A 19,225-nucleotide genomic window follows, 5' to 3' on the forward strand; every position below is an offset into this window, starting at 1 on the left:
CTGCACGCTCTGAATACGGACGCTTCTCCATGCTGGTGATTTCCAACAATGTGCATCTGCCGGATGTCGAGATCGAATTGACCGCCATCCGCGCGCAAGGCGCCGGCGGGCAGAACGTCAACAAGGTCTCCAGCGCCATGCACCTGCGCTTCGACATCCCGGCCTCGTCCTTGCCCGAGTTCTACAAGGAACGGCTGCTGGCGCTGCGCGACAGTCGCATCACCAGCGACGGCGTGTTGATCATCAAAGCGCAGCAATATCGTACGCAGGAGGCCAACCGCGCCGATGCGCTGGAACGACTGGTCGAGCTGATCCTCAGCGCCACCAAAGTCGAAAAGAAACGTCGCCCGACCAAACCGACCCTCGGCTCCAAGAAGCGTCGGCTTGAATCGAAGACCAAGCGCGGCAGCATCAAGGCCGGGCGCGGCAAGGTGGATTTCTAGTCCTCGCGATACTTGGTGGTGTGCTTGTACAGATACACGCTTAACGCCAGTCCGCTCAACGCGGCGAGGGCGGCGAAGAGGAAGATCGAGGCAAAACCGAAACCCGCCGCAATTGCACCGGCCAGTGGGCCGGTGATCCCCAGCGATAAATCGATGAACAGTGAATAAGCGCCGACCGCCGCGCCACGGCTGGATGCCGGTACCAGGTTCACCGCCTCCACGCCCAGCGCCGGGAACACCAGCGAGAAGCCGAAACCACTCAACGCCGCACCGGCCAATGCCCAGTGCGCGTCCGGCGCCAGCCACAACAGCAGCAGGCCGAGGGTTTCCACCGACAGGCAGGCAATCGCCACGCGGAAGCCACCGAGGCGATTGATCAAGTTGCCAAACAGCAGGCGCGCGCCAATGAAGCTGGCGCCGAACAGGCTCAGGCACAGCACCGCGTTTTCCCAATGCTGCGTCGCGTAATACAGGGTGATGAACGTGGCGATGGTGCCGAAACCGATCGAGCCCAGCGCCAGGCCGCACCCGTGGGGAAACACTTTGCCGAGCACATGCATGAACGGCAGGCGCTCGCCGGCGACAATCGGTGCCGGTGTTTTCGGCCAGGCCAGCAGCAGGCCCAGCGCGGCGAGCAAGATGATGCTGACGCCCATGCTCCACAAACCCAACTGGCCGACCAGCCACACGCCGAACGGCGCGCCGACCGCCAGTGCGCCGTAACTGGCGATGCCGTTCCAGGAAATCACCTTGGCCGTATTTGCCGCGCCCACGCGGCCAATGCCCCAGCCAATCGAGCCTGAGCCCACCAGGCTTTCGGCGCTGCCCAATACCAGTCGACCGATCAACAGGCTGATCAGGCTGAGTGTCGGCAGGTTCGGTGTCCACGCCGAAATCAGCATGAACACGCCGCTCAAACCACAACCGGCGAGGCCAATCATCACGGCGCGTTTGCTGCCCTGGTTGTCGATGATCTTGCCGGCATACGGGCGGCTGAGCAGGGTGGCGAGGTATTGCACGCTGATCACCAGGCCGGCGATCACCGCGCCGAAACCGAGATCGCTGTGGACATAGCCGGGCAGCACCGCCAGCGGAATGCCGATGTTCAGGTAACCGATAAAGGTGAAGAGGACGATGGAAACGACTTGCAGCGTAACCGCCAGGGGGCGCTGGGGCTCGGACATAGAGGACGACATGGGTAACGATCCACGGGAACGGCAGATTAGATAGGCTGCTTATGATACCGGCGCGGAGCACTCTGGGGCGGGAAAAGTAAAACTATTTACCCGGTGGTCGCTTCAGGACTTGGCCGGGGCAACCAGTTGCGTGGTGACCAGCGCCGCCAGGGCATTTTCTTCGCTGCCAAATCGAGCGAGCAGGGCGGCTTGTTTCTCGGGAGAGAGCCGGTTCCAGATGTCGATCATTTTCTCGGTGGCGCCGATCAGTACGGCGGCTTGGCTTTCAGAGAATTCGTCGGTCATGGCGGGCTCGAAGTTTCAGGCAGTGTGGAAAGCGCATGTTAGCGCTTTCCACACGGTCTGTACGACGGGTCTTACTCTTCGTTGTCGGCCGGACGGCTCTCAACGGCTTCTTTCGGCTCGGGCTGCCCCGCGCCGGCTTGTTGCGTGGTCGTCTGCTCAGGTACGTGCAGGCTTGGGAAGGGGAGATTAGGAATCTCGTGCATGGTTGCGCTCCTCGCTAAGTCTGTTGATAGATCTGGTCGATCCGCGCTTTTGGAAAGCCTGCGCAGGATACAGCAGGAAAAATGACAATCAGACTTTTAATTCAAAATAATGCGACAGATGGCCGCAGGGGAGGCCCAGAGGAGAGATTGATCGCTCCAACGCTCTGCGTGGGAATGCCTCAATGGACGCTCTGCGTCCGCTGTTGGGACGCAGAGCGTCCCGGGCTGCATTCCCACGCGGAGCGTGGGAACGATCAACTGTAGGAGCTGCCGGAGGCTGCGATCTTTTGATCCTGCTTTAGAAACAAGATCAAAAGATTGCAGCCTTCGGCAGCTCCTACAGGTTATTGCGGTGTTATTGGCTGACGTCAGCGATAGCCTGAGCCAGCAGCGCAAGGCGGGTGGCATCGATACCGGCGACGTTCGCCCGGCCCGAGCTGACCATGTACACGCTGTGATGCTCGCGCAGTTGTTTGACTTGCTCCGGCGACAGGCCGGTGTAGGAGAACATGCCGCGCTGCACGCCAATGTGCGCAAAACGCTCACGCAAACCGTGAGGCTCCAGCGCTTCGACCAGGCCGCTGCGCAGTTGCGCAATGCGCAAACGCATGGCTTCCACTTCATCGGCCCAGCGCGCTTTCAGCTCCGGGGCGGCGAGGATGGTCGCGACTACAGCAGCACCGTGATCCGGTGGCGTCGACCACAGGTTACGGGCGATGTTGGCCAGTTGGCTGCGGATGTCGATGAGCTTGTCGGCGCTTTTCGCGCAGACGATCAGTGCCCCGGTGCGGTCGCGATACAGGCCGAAGTTCTTCGAGCAGGAGCTGGTGATCAGCAGCTCGGGAACTTCGGCGGCGAACAACCGGGTCGACCACGCATCCTGTTCCAGACCGTCGCCAAAACCCTGGTAGGCAAAGTCAATCAGCGGCAGCAGATTGCGACTGTGCACTACGTCGAGCACGCGCCGCCAGTCGTCATGGTTCAAGTCGAAACCGGTCGGGTTGTGGCAGCACGCGTGCAGCAGCACCACATCGCCTTTGGGCACTTCATTGAGCACGGCGAGCATGGCTTCGACGTCGAGACGGTTGTCACTGCCCACGTATGGGTAGTGGCTGACCTTGACCCCGGCCGCGGCGAAGATGGTTTCGTGGATCGGCCAGGTCGGGTTGCTCAGCCATACGCCTTTGCCCGGCAGGCATTGGGCGATGAAGTCAGCGGCCAGACGCAGGGCACCGGTGCCGCCAGGTGTCTGCGTGGCGCCGGCACGTTGTTCGGCGATCAGCTTCGAGTCAGCGCCGAGCACCAACTCATTGATGACTTTACCGAACAGCGGGTTGCCGTGGCCGCCGATGTAAGTCTTGGTGTCCTGGCTTTCGACCAGGCGCGCTTCGGCGATTTTCACCGCCTCAGGGATCGGCGTCAGGCCTTGGGCATCCTTGTAGACGCCAACGCCCAGGTCGAATTTGCGCGGGTTGCTGTCCTGCGCATACGCCTCCATCAAACCGAGGATCGGGTCGCCGGGGACCCGGCCGATGGCGTCGAAGTGCATTACTTGCGTCCTTCTGCGGTCTTGGCCACTTCGTCAGTGCGCGCGGCCATGATGAAGTCGTTGCGGTGCAGGCCTTTGATCGAGTGGCTCCACCAGGTCACGGTGACTTTGCCCCACTCGGTCAGCAGGCCCGGATGATGACCTTCGGCCTCGGAGATTTCGCCGACGGCGTTGGTGAACGCCAGTGCGTGCTTGAAGTTCTTGAACAGGAAAACTTTCTCCAGCTGCATGATGCTGTCGCGAACTTCGATGTTCCAGTCAGGGATCTGCTTGATCAGGATCGGCAGTTCTTCGTCGCTGACTTGTGGCGCATCGGCGCGGCAGGCTTCGCAGTGGGCTTGGTTCAATGTGGACATGGTCTGTTCCTGAATTCGATTCTTGTTGGAAATTACTATCTTTGCACGCAAGTCGCGAGCGGGTTCTGCTCAGGCCGCTTTCGGCTTGGGCGGAAATTTCGGCGCGTGCAGACCCAGCTGCATGCCTTGTCTGACCATGGCCATAATATCTTCATGAGCCACGTCGAACAGGCGCTTGAGGTTCGGCAGGACAAAGTACAGCGGTTGCAGGATGTCGATGCGGTACGGCGTGCGCATCGCTTCGAGCGGGTCGAAGACTTGATGCTCAGGCTCGCCCGACAGCGAATAAACGGTTTCTTTTGGCGAAGACAGAATGCCACCACCATAGATGCGTTTGCCTTGCGGGGTGTCGACCAGGCCGAACTCGATGGTCATCCAGTACAGGCGCGCCAGATAGACGCGTTCTTCTTTGGTCGCCTGCAGGCCGAGCTTGCCGTAGGTGTGGGTGAATTCGGCGAACCACGGGTTGGTCAGCAGCGGGCAGTGGCCAAAGATCTCGTGGAAAATGTCCGGCTCTTGCAGATAGTCCAGTTCTTCGCGGGTACGGATAAAAGTCGCGACGGGAAACTGCTTGCTGGCGAGCAATTCAAAAAATGTCTGGAACGGAATCAGCGCCGGGACACGGGCGACCTGCCAACCGGTGGTCTCGCCGAGCACCTTGTTGATCTCGCCGAGTTGCGGAATGCGGTCGTGGGGCAGACCGAGTTTTTCGATACCGTCCAGGTACTCCTGGCAGGCACGCCCTTCGATCACTTTCAACTGGCGGGTGATCAGCGTGTTCCACACCGCGTGTTCTTCGGCGGGGTAGTCGATAAAACCTTGCGCATCGGGCTCGCGGGCCACGTATTGCGTCTGCTTCATACTGCTCTCCTGCTAGGGGAATTCGTTCTTGTTATGTCCAGCGATGGATTCAGAATTACCTGAGAGTAGGGTGGTATGCAGTAGGTGGTTACGCGCTCGCGTAGGAAAAATCGGTGGATTTCGTAAACTATTCGTTACGCTTTAGGCGTTATCGCGCATTTACAGTGATTCGCAGGTTTGAAAAGGCCAGCGACTGTCACATAATCTTGACAATTATCTGCGCGCCGCCACAGAAAAGTCCGGCGCCGTTCTCCTGTAGGAGTGAGCCTGCTCGCGATAGCGGAGTATCAGTCAGCATCAATATCAACTGACCCAAAGCCATCGCGAGCAGGCTCACTCCTACAAGGTTCTTCATCGTTAATTCGGGCGATTTATATGCGCATCAAAGTCCACTGCCAGAACCGCATCGGCATCCTGCGCGACATCCTCAATCTGCTTGTGGAATACGGGATCAACGTCGCGCGCGGCGAGGTCGGTGGCGAGCACGGCAATGCGATCTATCTGCACTGCCCGAACCTGATCAACATTCAGTTCCAGGCTCTGCGGCCGAAGTTCGAGGCGATTGCCGGGGTGTTCGGCGTCAAGCGGGTAGGGCTGATGCCGAGCGAACGTCGGCACATGGAGCTGAACGCCTTGCTCGGCGCGCTGGAGTTTCCGGTGTTGTCGATCGACATGGGCGGCTCGATCGTCGCGGCCAACCGTGCGGCGGCGCAGTTGCTTGGCGTGCGGGTCGATGAAGTGCCCGGGATCCCGCTGTCGCGCTACGCCGAAGATTTCGATTTGCCGGAACTGGTGCGCGCCAACAAGTCGCGGATCAACGGCATGCGCGTCAAGGTCCGGGGCGACATCTTTCTCGCCGACATCGCGCCACTGCAATCGGAACACGACGACAGTGAGGCCATGGCCGGCGCCGTGCTGACCCTGCACCGCGCGGATCGCGTCGGTGAGCGCATCTACAACGTGCGCAAGCAGGAGTTGCGCGGCTTCGACAGTATTTTCCAGAGCTCGAAAGTCATGGCCGCCGTCGTGCGTGAAGCGCGTCGAATGGCGCCGCTCGACGCGCCGCTATTGATAGAAGGGGAAACCGGCACCGGCAAGGAATTGCTGGCGCGGGCCTGTCACCTCGCCAGCCCGCGTGGGCAATCGCCATTGATGGCGCTCAATTGCGCAGGGCTGCCGGAATCAATGGCTGAAACCGAACTGTTCGGCTACGGCCCTGGCGCGTTTGAAGGTGCGCGTGCCGAAGGCAAGCTCGGGCTGCTGGAGTTGACCGCCGGCGGCACGTTGTTCCTGGATGGTGTCGGTGAAATGAGCCCGCGTTTGCAGGTGAAATTATTGCGCTTTCTGCAGGACGGTTGCTTCCGTCGAGTCGGCAGTGATGAAGAGGTTTATCTGGATGTGCGGGTGATCTGCGCGACCCAGGTGGATTTGTCCGAGCTGTGTGCACGCGGCGAGTTTCGCCAGGATTTGTATCACCGCTTGAACGTGCTGTCCCTGCACATTCCACCGCTGCGCGAATGCCTCGACGGTTTGACGCCGCTGGTCGAGCACTTCCTCGATCAGGCCAGTCGGCAGATCGGATGTTCGCTGCCGAAACTGGCGCCGGCGGCGATGGACCGGCTCAGTCATTACCACTGGCCGGGCAACGTGCGGCAACTGGAAAACGTGTTGTTCCAGGCGGTTTCGCTGTGTGATGGCGGCACGGTGAAGGCTGAGCACATTCGTCTGCCGGATTACGGTGTGCGTCAGCCGCTTGGCGATTTCTCGCTGGAGGGCGGGCTGGACGAGATTGTCGGGCGTTTCGAGAAAGCGGTGCTGGAGCGCTTGTATTCCGAGTATCCGAGCAGTCGACAGTTGGGCAAGCGATTGGGGGTTTCACACACCACCATTGCCAACAAGCTGCGCGAGTACGGGGTCGGTAAGGATAGCGAAGCTTAAGAGCAAAAGATCGCAGCGTGCCGCAGCTCCTACAGGAGTACCGATTCCTGGTGTAGGAGCTGCGGCACGCTGCGATCTTTTGACCTGTTGCCGCCAAGCGGCATAACACCGCCGGTTTTTCGACTTCGATACATTTCAGATTCCCCCGCAAAATCCCCCAAGTCCTTTGTTTACCGGGTCGCGCGCCGCCAGAAAAAAGTTGGTCTGCAAATTGCTTATGGCTCAGCAGTACAGCGGTGGGCGGCAAACGTCCGGCATGCAGAGGAAAGAGTGTGGACAAGTACCTTTATGTGGCAATGACCGGCGCCAGCCAGAACGCACTGGCGCAAAAGGCGCATGCCAACAACCTGGCGAACATCTCCACCAACGGTTTTCAGAAGGACCTGGAACAGGCCCGTTCGATGCCGGTGTTTGGTGACAGCTTTCCGGCGCGTGCATTTGCCATGAGCGAGCGTCCGGCCACTGATTTCTCGCCGGGCTCGCTGGTGGAAACCGGGCGTGACCTCGACGTCGCCGTAACCGGCAACGGCTTCATTGCCGTACAGAACCCCAATGGCGGTGAAAGCTACGTGCGCACCGGCAGCCTCAATATCGATGCCCTCGGCGTATTGCGCGCCGGTAACGGCATGGCCGTGATGGGCAATGGCGGACCGATTGCCGTGCCACCCGAGCAGCAGGTCGAAGTCGGCGAAGACGGCACCATCAGTATTCGTGCGATGGGCGAAGGCCCGCGCGTCATGGCGGAAGTCGACCGGATCAAACTGGTCAATCCGGACATCAAGAACATGAACAAGGGCCTCGACGGCTCGATTTACACCAAGGACGGCCAGCCTGCGCCGGCCGATGCCAACGTCAAACTGGTGTCGGGATTCCTCGAGTCGAGCAACGTCAACGCCGTGGAAGAAATGACCTCGGTGCTGGCGCTGGCCAAGCAGTTCGAGTTGCACATCAAGATGATGAACACCGCCAAAGACGACGACCAGGCCATGGCTCGGGTCTTGCAGATCAGCTAATTATCAGAACGTCGCGCCGTAAAACAGGCGCACGAGGAGAATTGAATGCTTCCGGCTCTATGGGTTGCCAAAACCGGTCTGTCCGCCCAGGACACCAACCTGACCACCATTTCCAACAACCTGGCGAACGTGTCGACCACGGGCTTCAAACGTGACCGCGCCGAGTTCCAGGACCTGCTGTATCAGATCAAGCGTCAGCCAGGTGCTCAGTCGACCCAGGACAGCGAATTGCCGTCGGGTCTGCAACTGGGTACCGGTGTGCGCATTGTCGGCACGCAGAAAAACTTCACCGCCGGCAGCTTGCAAACCACCGAGCAGCCGCTGGACATGGCCATCGACGGTCGCGGTTTCTTCCAGATCCTGCAGCCGGACGGCACCACGTCTTACACCCGCGACGGTACCTTCCATCTCGACTCCAATGGCCAGATCGTCAACGCCAGCGGTTTCGCGCTGGAGCCTGCGATCGTCATTCCGAACAACGCGCAGAGCTTCACCGTCGGCACTGACGGCACCGTGTCCATCACGGTTCCGGGCAACCCTGCCGCGCAGGTGATCGGCAACCTGCAAACCGCCGACTTCATCAACCCGGCCGGTCTGCAAGCGGTCGGCAACAACCTGTTCCTGGAAACCGCCGCTTCCGGCGCGCCGCAAATCGGCACGCCGGGCCTGAACGGTTTCGGCACCACGCTGCAGAACACCCTGGAAGGTTCCAACGTCAGCACCGTTGAAGAGATGGTCAACATGATCACCACTCAGCGCGCTTACGAGATGAACTCCAAGGTGATCTCCACCGCCGACCAGATGCTCTCGTTCGTAACGCAGAATCTGTAATCAAGTCTATGAGGCAGCCATGAGGCTGCCTGCAACACCGTGAGGTAGGGTCATGAAACGCTTTGTATCTGTTCTGGCATTGGGTGGGGTCGTCTCGCTCGCGGGCTGCGTCGCACCGACGCCCAAGCCCAATGACCCTTACTACGCACCGGTGTTGCCGCGCACGCCGTTGCCGGCTGCCGCCAACAATGGCTCGATCTATCAGGCCGGGTTCGAGCAGAACCTGTACAGCGACCGCAAGGCCTTCCGGGTCGGTGACATCATCACCATCACCCTGAACGAGCGCACCCAGGCGAGCAAGAACGCCAACTCGCAGATGGACAAGAACAGCGACAACAAGATCGGCCTGACGTCGTTGTTCGGTTCCAGTCTGACGACGAACAACCCGATCGGCAGCAACGACCTGAGCCTGAACGCCGGCTACAGCGCCGACCGTTCGACCAAGGGCGACGCCAAGTCGGGGCAGAGCAACAGCCTGACCGGTTCGATCACCGTGACCGTCGCTGACGTGCTGCCCAACGGTATCATCGCCGTGCGCGGCGAGAAGTGGCTAACGCTGAACACCGGTGACGAACTGGTTCGCATCGCCGGCCTGGTGCGCGCCGATGACATCGCCACCGACAACACCGTGTCGTCGACCCGGGTTGCCGATGCGCGCATCACCTATTCCGGTACCGGTGCGTTTGCCGATACGAGTCAGCCAGGCTGGTTCGACCGTTTCTTCCTCAGCCCGCTGTTCCCTTTCTAGGTGGCTACGTTGAACTTCAAGAGCCTCATGCTCGCTGCGGCGCTGATGTCCGCAGCCTTTGGTGCACACGCCGAGCGGCTGAAAGACATCGCCAGTATTTCCGGCGTGCGTTCCAACCAGTTGATCGGTTACGGCCTGGTGGTCGGGCTTAACGGCACCGGTGACCAGACCACGCAGACCCCGTTCACCCTGCAGACCTTCAACAACATGCTCTCGCAGTTCGGCATCAAAGTGCCGCCGGGCTCGGGCAACGTGCAGTTGAAGAACGTCGCAGCGGTGTCGATCAGTGCCGACTTGCCGGCGTTTGCCAAACCGGGTCAGCAGGTCGATATCACTGTCTCCTCGATCGGTAACTCCAAGAGCCTGCGCGGCGGCACCTTGTTGCTGACCCCGCTCAAGGGTATCGACGGCAACGTCTACGCCATCGCTCAGGGCAACCTGGTGGTTGGCGGTTTCGATGCCGAAGGTCGCGACGGTTCGAAGATCACCGTCAACGTTCCGTCGGCCGGTCGCATCCCTGGCGGTGCGTCGGTGGAGCGTTCGGTGCCGAGCGGTTTCAACCAGGGCAACAGCCTGACGCTGAACCTCAACCGCTCCGACTTCACCACCGCCAAGCGCATCGTCGACAAGATCAACGACATGCTCGGCCCTGGCGTCGCACAAGCGATCGACGGCGGTTCGATCCGTGTCACCGCGCCGCTCGATCCAAGCCAGCGCGTCGACTATCTGTCGATCCTCGAAAACCTTGAGGTCGATCCGGGTCAGGCGGTGGCGAAAGTCATCATCAACTCGCGTACCGGTACCATCGTCATCGGCCAGAACGTCAAGGTTTCGCCGGCCGCCGTGACCCACGGCAGCCTGACCGTGACCATCACTGAAGACCCGATTGTCAGCCAGCCGGGCCCGTTGTCCAATGGCCAGACGGCTGTGGTGCCTCGCTCGCGCGTCAATGCCGAACAGGAAGCCAAGCCGATGTTCAAATTCGGTCCGGGCACCACCCTTGACGAGATCGTGCGTGCGGTGAACCAGGTCGGCGCGGCGCCAGGTGACTTGATGGCGATCCTCGAAGCTCTGAAGCAGGCCGGCGCGTTGCAAGCCGACCTGATCGTGATCTGAGGACGGCAATCATGGATATGCGTAAAGGCAGTCTGGTCAGCAACGCCGATTCGGGTTCGTACTCCGACCTCAATCGCCTGAATCAGCTCAAGGTCGGCGACAAGAACAGCGACGGCAACATGCGCAAGGTTGCGCAGGAATTCGAGTCGTTGTTCATCGGCGAAATGCTCAAGTCGATGCGTTCGGCGACCGAGACCCTGGGTCAGGATAATCCGCTCAACACTCCGGCGGCCAAGCAATATCAGGAAATGGCTGACCAGCAAATGGCCGTTTCCATGGCCCGCGAGGGCGGTGGTATCGGCCTCGCTGACGTGCTGATGCGCCAGATGTCGAAGAACAAACCGATGGCCCCGGGTGAAGCCGCCGCTGCGTCCGCCGCCAAGCAAGAAGAAGCCAGGGCGAAAGCCGCTGCCGTGGCCACGCCGATTGCCGCCGGCACCACCGCCACCAACGGTCCGTTGTCGCGGGTCAATGGCGAACGTCCGCTGTGGGCATCGCGTTCCGGGCGGGTGTCGAACACCGCCGATGTTTCCCACAGCAATGACATGGCGATGATCAACAAGCGTCGCCTGGCCTTGCCTCCGAAACTGGCTGATCGTCTGCTCGCCGGTCTGGTGCCGTCGGCCGCGACGAACGCCACGCCTGCGCCGAATACCTTGTTGCCGCGCGCCACGAGCGCTGTCGCCACCGGCTCTGGCCCGTTGTACAACGGCGACTGGCTGGCCCGCGCCGAAAGCGAAAAAGCTGGCGGCGGACAGATGCAGATTTATGGCCGCGCCATGGCGCAAATTCCGCTGGCGCCGGCGAAGAAGGCCTTCAGTTCTGCCGACGAATTCGTCAACACCATGTTGCCGATGGCCAAGGAAGCCGCCGACCGTATCGGCGTCGATCCGCGTTACCTGGTGGCGCAGGCGGCACTGGAAACCGGCTGGGGCAAGTCGGTCATGCGCGCCCAGGATGGCAGTAGCAGCCACAACCTGTTCGGCATCAAGGCAAGCAACAACTGGAAGGGCGATTCGGCCCGGGCGATCACCAGCGAGTTCCGTGACGGGCAGATGGTCAAGGAGACGGCCGAGTTCCGTTCCTACGCCTCGTACAAGGACAGTTTCCACGATCTGGTGACTTTGCTGCAGAGCAATAATCGCTATCAAGATGTCGTGAAGTCTGCCGATAACCCAGAACAGTTTGTACGCGAGTTGCAAAAGGCCGGTTACGCCACCGACCCGAACTACGCGACAAAGATTTCGCAGATAGCCAAGCAGATGAACAGTTTCCAAAACTACGCTGCGGCGGGTGTATCCACCACGCCTTTATAAGGCACAAGGTATAAGGTCTGAACCATGAGTTTGCTCAATATCGGGATGTCGGGACTGTCGGCCAGCCAGTCCTCTTTGGCTACGACAGGCAACAACATTGCCAACGTCGACACCGCCGGTTATTCGCGTCAGCAAACCGTGCAGGGCACCAAGTCCTCGCAGCAGTTCGGTAACGTCTTCATCGGCACGGGCACCACCCTGGCCGACGTGCGCCGGGTCTACAACTCGTACCTGGAAAGCCAGTTGCACACGGCGACTTCGCTCGACAGCGAGTCGGCCTCGTTTCTGGCCCAGGCCACACCGCTGGATTCGATGCTGTCGGACACCAACACCGGCCTGACCGGCGTGCTGCAAAAATTCTTCACCTCGATGCAGGGTGTTTCGACCTCGGCGACCGACGACACCTCCCGTCAGTCGGTGCTGACTGGCGCGCAGGCCCTGACCAATCGTTTCAATACCCTCGCCAAGCAGCTCAACGACCAGAACACCAGCATCAACGGCAGCCTCGGCGACATGGCGGCTCAGGTGAACAAGCTGGCCAGCTCGATTGCCACTCTGAACCAGAAGATCGGTGAGATTTCCACCAGCGGCGGCGCGCCGAACGACCTGCTCGACAGCCGTAACGAAGCCGTACGCCAATTGTCCGAGCTGACCGGTGCGCAGGTCGTCGAGCGCGGCACCAGCTTCGACATCTACGTCGGCAGCGGTCAGCCGCTGGTGATCGGCAACACTACCAACACCTTGAGCACCGTGCCGCTCAAAGACGATCCGTCGCGCATGGGCATTCAGATGGATCGCGGCTCGAGCACCCTCGACATCACTTCGGTGATGAGTGGTGGCGAAATGGGCGGTCTGCTGACGTATCGCAAGGAAGTTCTCGATCCTTCGCTCAACGAGCTGGGTCGTGTTGCACTGGTGGTGGCTGATCAGATCAACAGCCAGCAAGCACAAGGCATCGACAAGAACGGTGACTTCGGCGCGGCGCTGTTCAACAACATCAACAGTGCTGCACTGGTCAGCCAGCGCAGCATCGCGGCGTCGGGCAACAGCACAGGTTCGGGCAACCTTGATGTCACCATCAAGGACACCGGCAAGCTGACCACCAGTGATTATCAGGTCACGTTCACCAGCGCCACCGACTACACCGTCAAGCGTTCCGACGGCACCGATCTGGGCGCGTTCAGCACCACGACCACGCCACCTCCGGTGATCGACGGCTTTAGCCTGTCGCTCAATGGCGGTGGGTTGAGCGCCGGTGACAGCTTCAAGGTGACGCCGACCCGCAACGCGGCGGCAAGCATCCAGACTGTTCTCAGCGATCCGAAGAAAATCGCGGCGGCCGGTCCATTGACCGGTGTTGCCAGTGCTGCCGGCCTGGGTACTTACACTCAGCCGACGCTCAGCGACTCCATCAATATCTACAACCCGACCGCCCAGGCAGACATGCAGGCGGCGCTGAAGAATTCGACGCCAGTCAAACTGGTGTTCGGTGATGCCAGTGGGGGCAGCCAGTCGTACAAACTGGTGGATACCAAGGGTGCCACCATCAGCAGCGGCACCATCGTTCCCGGCCAGGCGAACACACTGAACCTCAAAGTCGGCATCGTCGATGCCAGTGGCAACCCGGTGATGGACACCTCTGTCACGCCCAACGTGCAGAAGACTTTCACCGTGCAGACCACGGTCGGCGGCACGCCGAAGTCCGGCGAAACCTTCACCATGAATCTCACCGGTGCGGCGTCTTCGGACAACCGCAACGCGCAGGCACTGGTCGGCCTGCAAACCAAGCAGACCGTCGATACCGGTTCGGCGAGCAAGGGCATCAGCCTGACCGACGCCTATAACAAGCTGGTCACCAACGTCGGTACCAAGACTGCTCAAGGCAAGTCCGACAGCGCTGCGACCTCGGCGATTCTCGATAACGCCAAAGGTGCCCGCGACTCGTTGTCCGGGGTCAACCTGGATGAAGAGACCGGCAACCTGGTCAAATACCAGCAGTACTACACAGCGTCTTCGCAGATCATCAAAGCTGCGCAGGAAACTTTCGCCACGCTGATCAACAGCCTTTAAGGAGTCGTAATTCATGCGCATTTCCACCGCCCAGTATTACGGAACGCAAGCTTCGGACTATCAGCGTAACTTCAACAAGGCCGTTGCCACCGCCAGTGAGGCGAGCAGCCTGACGCGCATCAACACCGCTTCCGACGATCCGGTCGGCGCCGGTCGTCTGCTGCAACTGGGTCAGCAGGCGGCGATGCTTGATCAGTACAAGACCAACGTCAACACCACCAAAAGTGCATTGACCGTGCAGGAGTCCACGCTGGACTCCATCACCACGGCGCTGGCTCGCGCCAAGGAAATTTCTCTGGCGGCCAACAACGGCACGATCACCGACAAGGACCGCCAGGCTTTCGCCTCGGAACTGGGCGAGATCCAGAAGCAAGTGCTGGGCCTGATGAACTCCAAGGATGCCGACGGCAACTACCTGTTCTCCGGTTCGAAAACCAGCACTGCCCCGTATTCGCAAAACAGCGACGGCACTTATACCTACAACGGTGACCAGACCACCATCAACCTGGGCATCGGCGATGGCCTGTCGGTCGGCACCAACACCACCGGTTGGGATGCTTTCCAGCAAACCATCAACACTGCCCGCACCAACGTCACCCGCACCGCTCCGGCGGTGGATGACGGTCGTGTCGTGCTGTCCAACGGTACGATCGGCACTGAAGCCACCTACAACGCCAAGTTCACCGCTGGGCAGCCGTATACCGTGAGTTTCGTCAGCAGCACGCAGATGCAGATCACTGACGCCCTGGGTAACGACGTGACCGCTGAGGCCAGCAAGAACGGCGTGATCAGCAACACCAGTGGCGCCAACCAGAGCTTCAGCTTCCGTGGCGTCGACATGCAGCTGAACCTCAACCTGAAGGCCGGAGACACCAACCCGGACGCAGTCATTGCCGGGCACAGTTTTCAGCTGGCAGTGACCCCGGACACGTTCACCACCTCGCGTAGCCCGGGCAACACTTCGACAGCGGTGATCAGCGGTTCCAGCATCACCGACCAGGCTGCCTACACCGCAGCATTCCCGCAGGGCGGCGCGGTTCTCAAATTCACCAGCGCCACGGCGTTCGACCTGTACGCGGCGCCGGTCACTGCGGACAGCAAGCCGGTGTCTTCGGGCACTGTGGCGGGCGGTAACGCGACCGCAGCCGGTGTGACGTTTGCCTTGGGTAACACCCCGGCAGCCGGCGATCAGTTTTCGATCCAGCCGAATGACCATCAGACCCAGAACGTGCTCGACACCCTCGGTCAGATGATTACCGCGCTGAACACACCGATCGATGGCGATCCGGTCGCCAAGCAAAAGCTGCAGGGCGCCATGGAAGCCGGTATCGGCAACATCGACGCCGCGGCCAACCAGATTGGCACCGCGGTCACTTCGATCGGTGCCCGTGGTCAGTCGCTGGATATGCAAGCTGTCACCAACGACAGCCTGAGCACCGCTAACACCACGACGCAGGGTTCGATCCGCGATTCCGATCCGGCCGAAGTCATGACCCGCCTGACCTTGCAGCAGACCATGTTGCAGGCTGCGCAATTGGCGTTCAGCAAGATCAGCCAGCTGGGTCTGTTCAACAAGATCTGACGATAACGGGCGCGCAAGCGCCCGGAACTTCGGCTCTTGAGTTTTTAATGTCTTTTTTCGCGGTTTCAGAGGGCTCGCAATTCCGGGCGGGTTCCCGCCGCTTGCGAGTCCGCCGTGAATTCACTTCCCCTTGTCAGCCTTGTCATTCCTGCCTTCAATCCGCGCTTCTTCGAGCGGGCATTGCGCAGCGCCGTCAGTCAGGGTTACGGCAATCTTGAAATCATTGTGTGCGATGACAGTCGTGGCGATGAAATCCAGACCATTGTCGCGGCATTGGCTGAGCAGAGCGGGGTGGCGGTGCGTTACGTGCGCAATCCGCAGACCTTGGGGATGGTTGGCAATCTGCAGGCCTGCCTGGATCAGGCGCAGGGCGAATTCATCAAGTTTCTGTGCGACGACGATCAGCTGTTCGCCAGCTGCATCGAGCGTCAGGCCGACGTGCTCGCTCATCATGACGAAGTCAATCTGGTGCTGGCCCAGCGTCTGTTCTGGGACGCCGACGACATGGTCCTGCCTTCACGGCTGGAAAACACACCGCTGTCACCGATCAGTGGCTTGTTCAAGGGTGATGACCTGCTGGCCCTCTTCGAGACGTTCCCGTCGAACCTCCTCGGTGGTTTCAGTAACGCAATGTTCCGTCGCACTGACGTTGTCGAGTTACTGCCGGCGCTGACACAGCCGGGTCACTGTTTTGTCGCGAGCCTCGATTTCGCCTTGTTCGTGTGTTTGCTGCGACGCGGCAACGCGGTGATCTCCAATCATGTGTTGAGTGTCGAGCGTCTGTACCCGGATCGCCTGAGTGGCCAGCAAGCCATGAAGGATGCTTTGCTCGTCGAGCGGCAATGGCTGCTGCAAATGCTCAAGGCGCGCAGCGGAGAGTCGGCGCCTGCGAAAGGGTGGGCGCGTTATGTGCCATTGCCCAACGCGGATGAGTCGCCCCGGGTCTGGACAGAGCTGCCGCTGAGCCGAACGCTCGGTACCAAACAGAGCGCCCAGATCTGGCAGGTTGGCGCTGACAGCCAGAGTTTTTCCGAGCTCTATGCGCAATGGCTGGCGTGCCGCAGGCTCAGCGACGTCCAGAGCAGATTGCTGCCGGACACTCTGGCGGGCTGGCCGTCCACGCCGCGAATCGTGCCCATCGTGATGGATGAGCAGGGCAGTCCGGCGGCGCTGGAACGTACGCTGGAAAGCCTCGCCGCGCAGGTCTATCCACCCGAGTTGACACTGGTATTGTCCAGGGATTGCACTGAGCCGGTACTGGATGGGCGTGTGTTCCATTTGCCGTTGCAGGACGATTACCTGCAACAGATCAATCAGCTGCTGCCGCAGCTGGAAGGCGCTGACTGGTTTTATCTGCTGCGCGGCGGTGATCGCCTGGTGCCCCCAGCCTTGCTGATGATGGCCGAGCGCATCGCCTTCAACAGCGCCATGCACTGCCTGTACAGCGATGAAGGCAGCTTGCGTTCTGGGGAGTCGGCGGAGCCGGCATTCAAGCCTGATTTCAACCTGGATCTGATGCGCACCTATCCGTATGTCGGCCGCGCGCTGGCGTTCCAGCGCGAGACCTTTCTGGCGCTCGGCGGCTTTGATTCGACGTTCACCGAACTCGCGCCCCACGACATGCTCTGGCGTATGGTTGAGGATCAAGGCACGCAGGTGGTGGGGCATCTGGCCGAGATTGCCATCGAATCGTCCTTCGACCTGGCCCAATGGTTGTCGCTGCCCGCCGTGACGCACAACAACGAACGATTGCTGTCGGCGCATCTTGATCGCCTGGGAATCGCCCACGATCTGCGTCGTGGCAGTGTCGAGTTGCTCAATCGGGTCGATTACCGGCATGCGCAGCGGCCGTTGGTCTCGATCATTATTTCGACTCGCGACCAGATTGCGGCCTTGCAACGCTGCGTCGAGAGCCTGCTGGAAAAAACCACGTACAGCGAGTACGAGTTGTTGCTGGTCGACAACGCCAGCGAGACTGCCGAGGCACGTGCCTGGCTGGACGGCATGGCGCAACTGGGCAGCGAGCGCGTGCGCGTGCTGACCTACCCGCAGCAGGGTAACGTCGCCGCATTGCGCAACTTTGCCGTGGCTCAGGCGAGGGGCGAATACGTCCTGCTGCTCAATCCCTACACCGTGATCACTCAGGGTGACTGGCTCGACGAGTTGCTCAATCACGCCCAGCGCCCGGAAGTCGGCATCGTCGGTGCCAAGATCTTCAATCCCGATGGCTATGTGTTGCATGCAGGTCTGGTGCTGGGTATGCAGGGGCCGGCCGGTCTGCCGTTTTATGGTCAGGCGATGCAGTCATCCGGCTACATGTTCCGCCTGCAGGTGGTTCAGGACCTCAGTGCCGTCGGTGCCGATTGCCTGATGGTGCGCAAGTCGGTATTCGATGCGGTTGACGGTCTGGATGAGCAGAGTCTGCCGCGCATGCTGCATGAAGTGGATCTGGCGCTACGCGTGGCCGGCCAGGGGTATCTCGTGGTGTGGACGCCCTATGCGGTGCTGGCGCTTGGCGCGCAGCCGGTCGAGGCGGTCATCAATGAAGAAGGCGTCTCGCACAATCAGCAGGAAGAAACGTTCTTCAAGCGCTGGATGCCGGTCATTGCCCGCGACCCGGCCTACAATCCCAATCTGTCGTTGCACAAGCACACGGGTTCGAGCTTCACCCTCGAGCCGGGCCTGCGCACCGGATGGAGTCCGTTCAGCAATAGCACCCTGCCGAAGATTCTCGGGTTGCCGCTCAACGCTTCCGCGATCGGGCACTATCGTGTCACTCAACCGCTGATAGAACTCGAAGCGGCAGGCCGGGTGCAGGGGCAGATTCGCTATAGCGTGAACCTGCCGCCGATTGTTGAAATCGAGCGTCTGGCGCCTGATGTGATCGTTCTGCAAGGTCGTTATACCGTGTCATCGGTCAACGAAATGCCGGTGCTGTGCAACTACTTCAACGCCCGCAGCATCTATGAGCTCGACGATTACGTCATCGATGTTCCGCATCGCAATGCGCATATTCGCAATATGCCCGACAAGTATGAAATGGAGCGCATTGTTCGCCGTGCGATCGGCATGTGCGACCGTGTCGTGGTCTCGACTCAGCCATTGGCCAATGCCTTGTCGGACATGCATCAAGACATCCGCGTGGTGCCGAACATGTTGGCCAAAGAATTCTGGAGCAACCTGCGCGGCCAGCGCCGGACCTCGAAAAAACCGCGCGTCGGCTGGGGTGGCGGCACCAGTCACCATGGTGACCTGGCGGTGATCGCAGATGTCGTGCGCGAATTGGCAGATGAAGTCGACTGGGTGTTTTTCGGCATGTGCCCGGACGATCTGCGTCCTTACATGCATGAGTTCCACGGCGTGATCGGCCTCGACGCCTACCCGGCAAAACTGGCCAGCCTCAATCTGGATCTTGCTTTGGCGCCGCTGGAATTCCATATTTTCAACGACTGCAAAAGTAACCTGCGTCTGCTGGAGTACGGTGCCTGCGGTTACCCGGTGATCTGCACCGACACTGAGGCCTACCGCGGCTACCTGCCGTGCACGCGAGTCAAGACCAACACCACGCAAGAATGGCTGCAGGCAATCCGCATGCATCTGGCCGATCCGGACGCCAGCTACCGCATGGGCGACGAGTTGCGTGAAGTCGTGCTGCGCGACTACGTGTTGCGCGGCGATAACCTGCGTTACTGGGAGCAGGGCTGGCTGGCGGATTGAT

16 protein-coding genes are annotated in these 19,225 nt (G+C 60.5%); 10 read left to right on the forward strand and 6 right to left on the reverse strand.

Annotated features, from left to right (window positions below; all coding sequences use genetic code 11):
- Nucleotides 1-29 precede the first annotated feature (29 nt).
- Entirely contained in the window at nucleotides 30-443 is a 414-nt protein-coding gene (arfB, locus tag CQ009_RS25945) for an alternative ribosome rescue aminoacyl-tRNA hydrolase ArfB (protein ID WP_105709113.1), read from the forward strand.
- Here arfB and CQ009_RS25950 read toward each other — a convergent pair.
- From CQ009_RS25950 to phhA, 6 genes are all read right to left on the reverse strand, one after another.
- A complete protein-coding gene (locus tag CQ009_RS25950; protein ID WP_177330960.1) occupies nucleotides 440-1,627 on the reverse strand; it encodes an MFS transporter in 1,188 nt (395 codons plus the stop codon). The genes arfB and CQ009_RS25950 overlap by 4 nt on opposite strands.
- A 114-nt stretch (nucleotides 1,628-1,741) precedes the next feature.
- Nucleotides 1,742-1,924 (reverse strand): hypothetical protein, encoded by a 183-nt coding sequence (locus CQ009_RS25955; protein WP_038364048.1) that lies wholly within the window; start codon nucleotides 1,922-1,924, stop codon nucleotides 1,742-1,744.
- A gap of 71 nt (nucleotides 1,925-1,995) precedes the next feature.
- A complete protein-coding gene (locus CQ009_RS30285) occupies nucleotides 1,996-2,127 on the reverse strand; it encodes a hypothetical protein (RefSeq protein ID WP_016987951.1) in 132 nt (43 codons plus the stop codon).
- A 355-nt stretch (nucleotides 2,128-2,482) separates the two neighbouring features.
- Nucleotides 2,483-3,676, reverse strand: coding sequence for an amino acid aminotransferase (locus tag CQ009_RS25965; protein WP_105709114.1), 1,194 nt, complete (start codon nucleotides 3,674-3,676; stop codon nucleotides 2,483-2,485).
- Complete coding sequence (locus CQ009_RS25970) at nucleotides 3,676-4,032, reverse strand: 4a-hydroxytetrahydrobiopterin dehydratase (RefSeq protein WP_003222798.1); 357 nt, start codon at nucleotides 4,030-4,032, stop codon at nucleotides 3,676-3,678. Before CQ009_RS25970 ends, CQ009_RS25965 begins: the two co-directional genes overlap by 1 nt.
- A gap of 69 nt (nucleotides 4,033-4,101) precedes the next feature.
- Nucleotides 4,102-4,893 (reverse strand): phenylalanine 4-monooxygenase, encoded by a 792-nt coding sequence (gene phhA / locus CQ009_RS25975; protein ID WP_105709115.1) that lies wholly within the window; start codon nucleotides 4,891-4,893, stop codon nucleotides 4,102-4,104.
- A gap of 375 nt (nucleotides 4,894-5,268) precedes the next feature.
- Between phhA and CQ009_RS25985 the strand changes: the two genes are divergently transcribed.
- The 9 genes from CQ009_RS25985 (at nucleotide 5,269) to CQ009_RS26025 (ending at nucleotide 19,224) form a co-directional block, all read left to right on the forward strand.
- Entirely contained in the window at nucleotides 5,269-6,831 is a 1,563-nt protein-coding gene (locus CQ009_RS25985; protein WP_105709117.1) for a sigma-54-dependent transcriptional regulator, read from the forward strand.
- A gap of 272 nt (nucleotides 6,832-7,103) precedes the next feature.
- Complete coding sequence (locus CQ009_RS25990) at nucleotides 7,104-7,844, forward strand: flagellar basal body rod protein FlgF (protein ID WP_064390829.1); 741 nt, start codon at nucleotides 7,104-7,106, stop codon at nucleotides 7,842-7,844.
- 45 nt (nucleotides 7,845-7,889) lie between these two features.
- On the forward strand, nucleotides 7,890-8,675 hold the full coding sequence (flgG, locus tag CQ009_RS25995) for a flagellar basal-body rod protein FlgG (RefSeq protein ID WP_003222804.1): 786 nt from the start codon (nucleotides 7,890-7,892) through the stop codon (nucleotides 8,673-8,675).
- A 52-nt stretch (nucleotides 8,676-8,727) separates the two neighbouring features.
- Complete coding sequence (gene flgH / locus CQ009_RS26000) at nucleotides 8,728-9,423, forward strand: flagellar basal body L-ring protein FlgH (protein ID WP_064390830.1); 696 nt, start codon at nucleotides 8,728-8,730, stop codon at nucleotides 9,421-9,423.
- A gap of 27 nt (nucleotides 9,424-9,450) precedes the next feature.
- Entirely contained in the window at nucleotides 9,451-10,539 is a 1,089-nt protein-coding gene (locus CQ009_RS26005) for a flagellar basal body P-ring protein FlgI (RefSeq protein ID WP_161806659.1), read from the forward strand.
- Nucleotides 10,540-10,550: 11 nt separating this feature from the next.
- The gene (gene flgJ, locus CQ009_RS26010; RefSeq protein WP_105709118.1) at nucleotides 10,551-11,855 is read left to right on the forward strand and encodes a flagellar assembly peptidoglycan hydrolase FlgJ; all 1,305 of its coding nucleotides are present in this window, start codon (nucleotides 10,551-10,553) and stop codon (nucleotides 11,853-11,855) included.
- Between the two features lie 24 nt (nucleotides 11,856-11,879).
- Complete coding sequence (gene flgK / locus CQ009_RS26015; RefSeq protein ID WP_064390833.1) at nucleotides 11,880-13,925, forward strand: flagellar hook-associated protein FlgK; 2,046 nt, start codon at nucleotides 11,880-11,882, stop codon at nucleotides 13,923-13,925.
- Nucleotides 13,926-13,938: 13 nt separating this feature from the next.
- Entirely contained in the window at nucleotides 13,939-15,507 is a 1,569-nt protein-coding gene (locus CQ009_RS26020; protein WP_064390834.1) for a flagellar hook-associated protein 3, read from the forward strand.
- Nucleotides 15,508-15,621: 114 nt separating this feature from the next.
- Entirely contained in the window at nucleotides 15,622-19,224 is a 3,603-nt protein-coding gene (locus CQ009_RS26025) for a glycosyltransferase (RefSeq protein ID WP_105709119.1), read from the forward strand.
- The last annotated feature ends 1 nt before the right edge of the window (nucleotide 19,225 follow it).

Source organism: Pseudomonas sp. MYb2, from assembly GCF_002979955.1.
Classification (GTDB): domain Bacteria; phylum Pseudomonadota; class Gammaproteobacteria; order Pseudomonadales; family Pseudomonadaceae; genus Aquipseudomonas.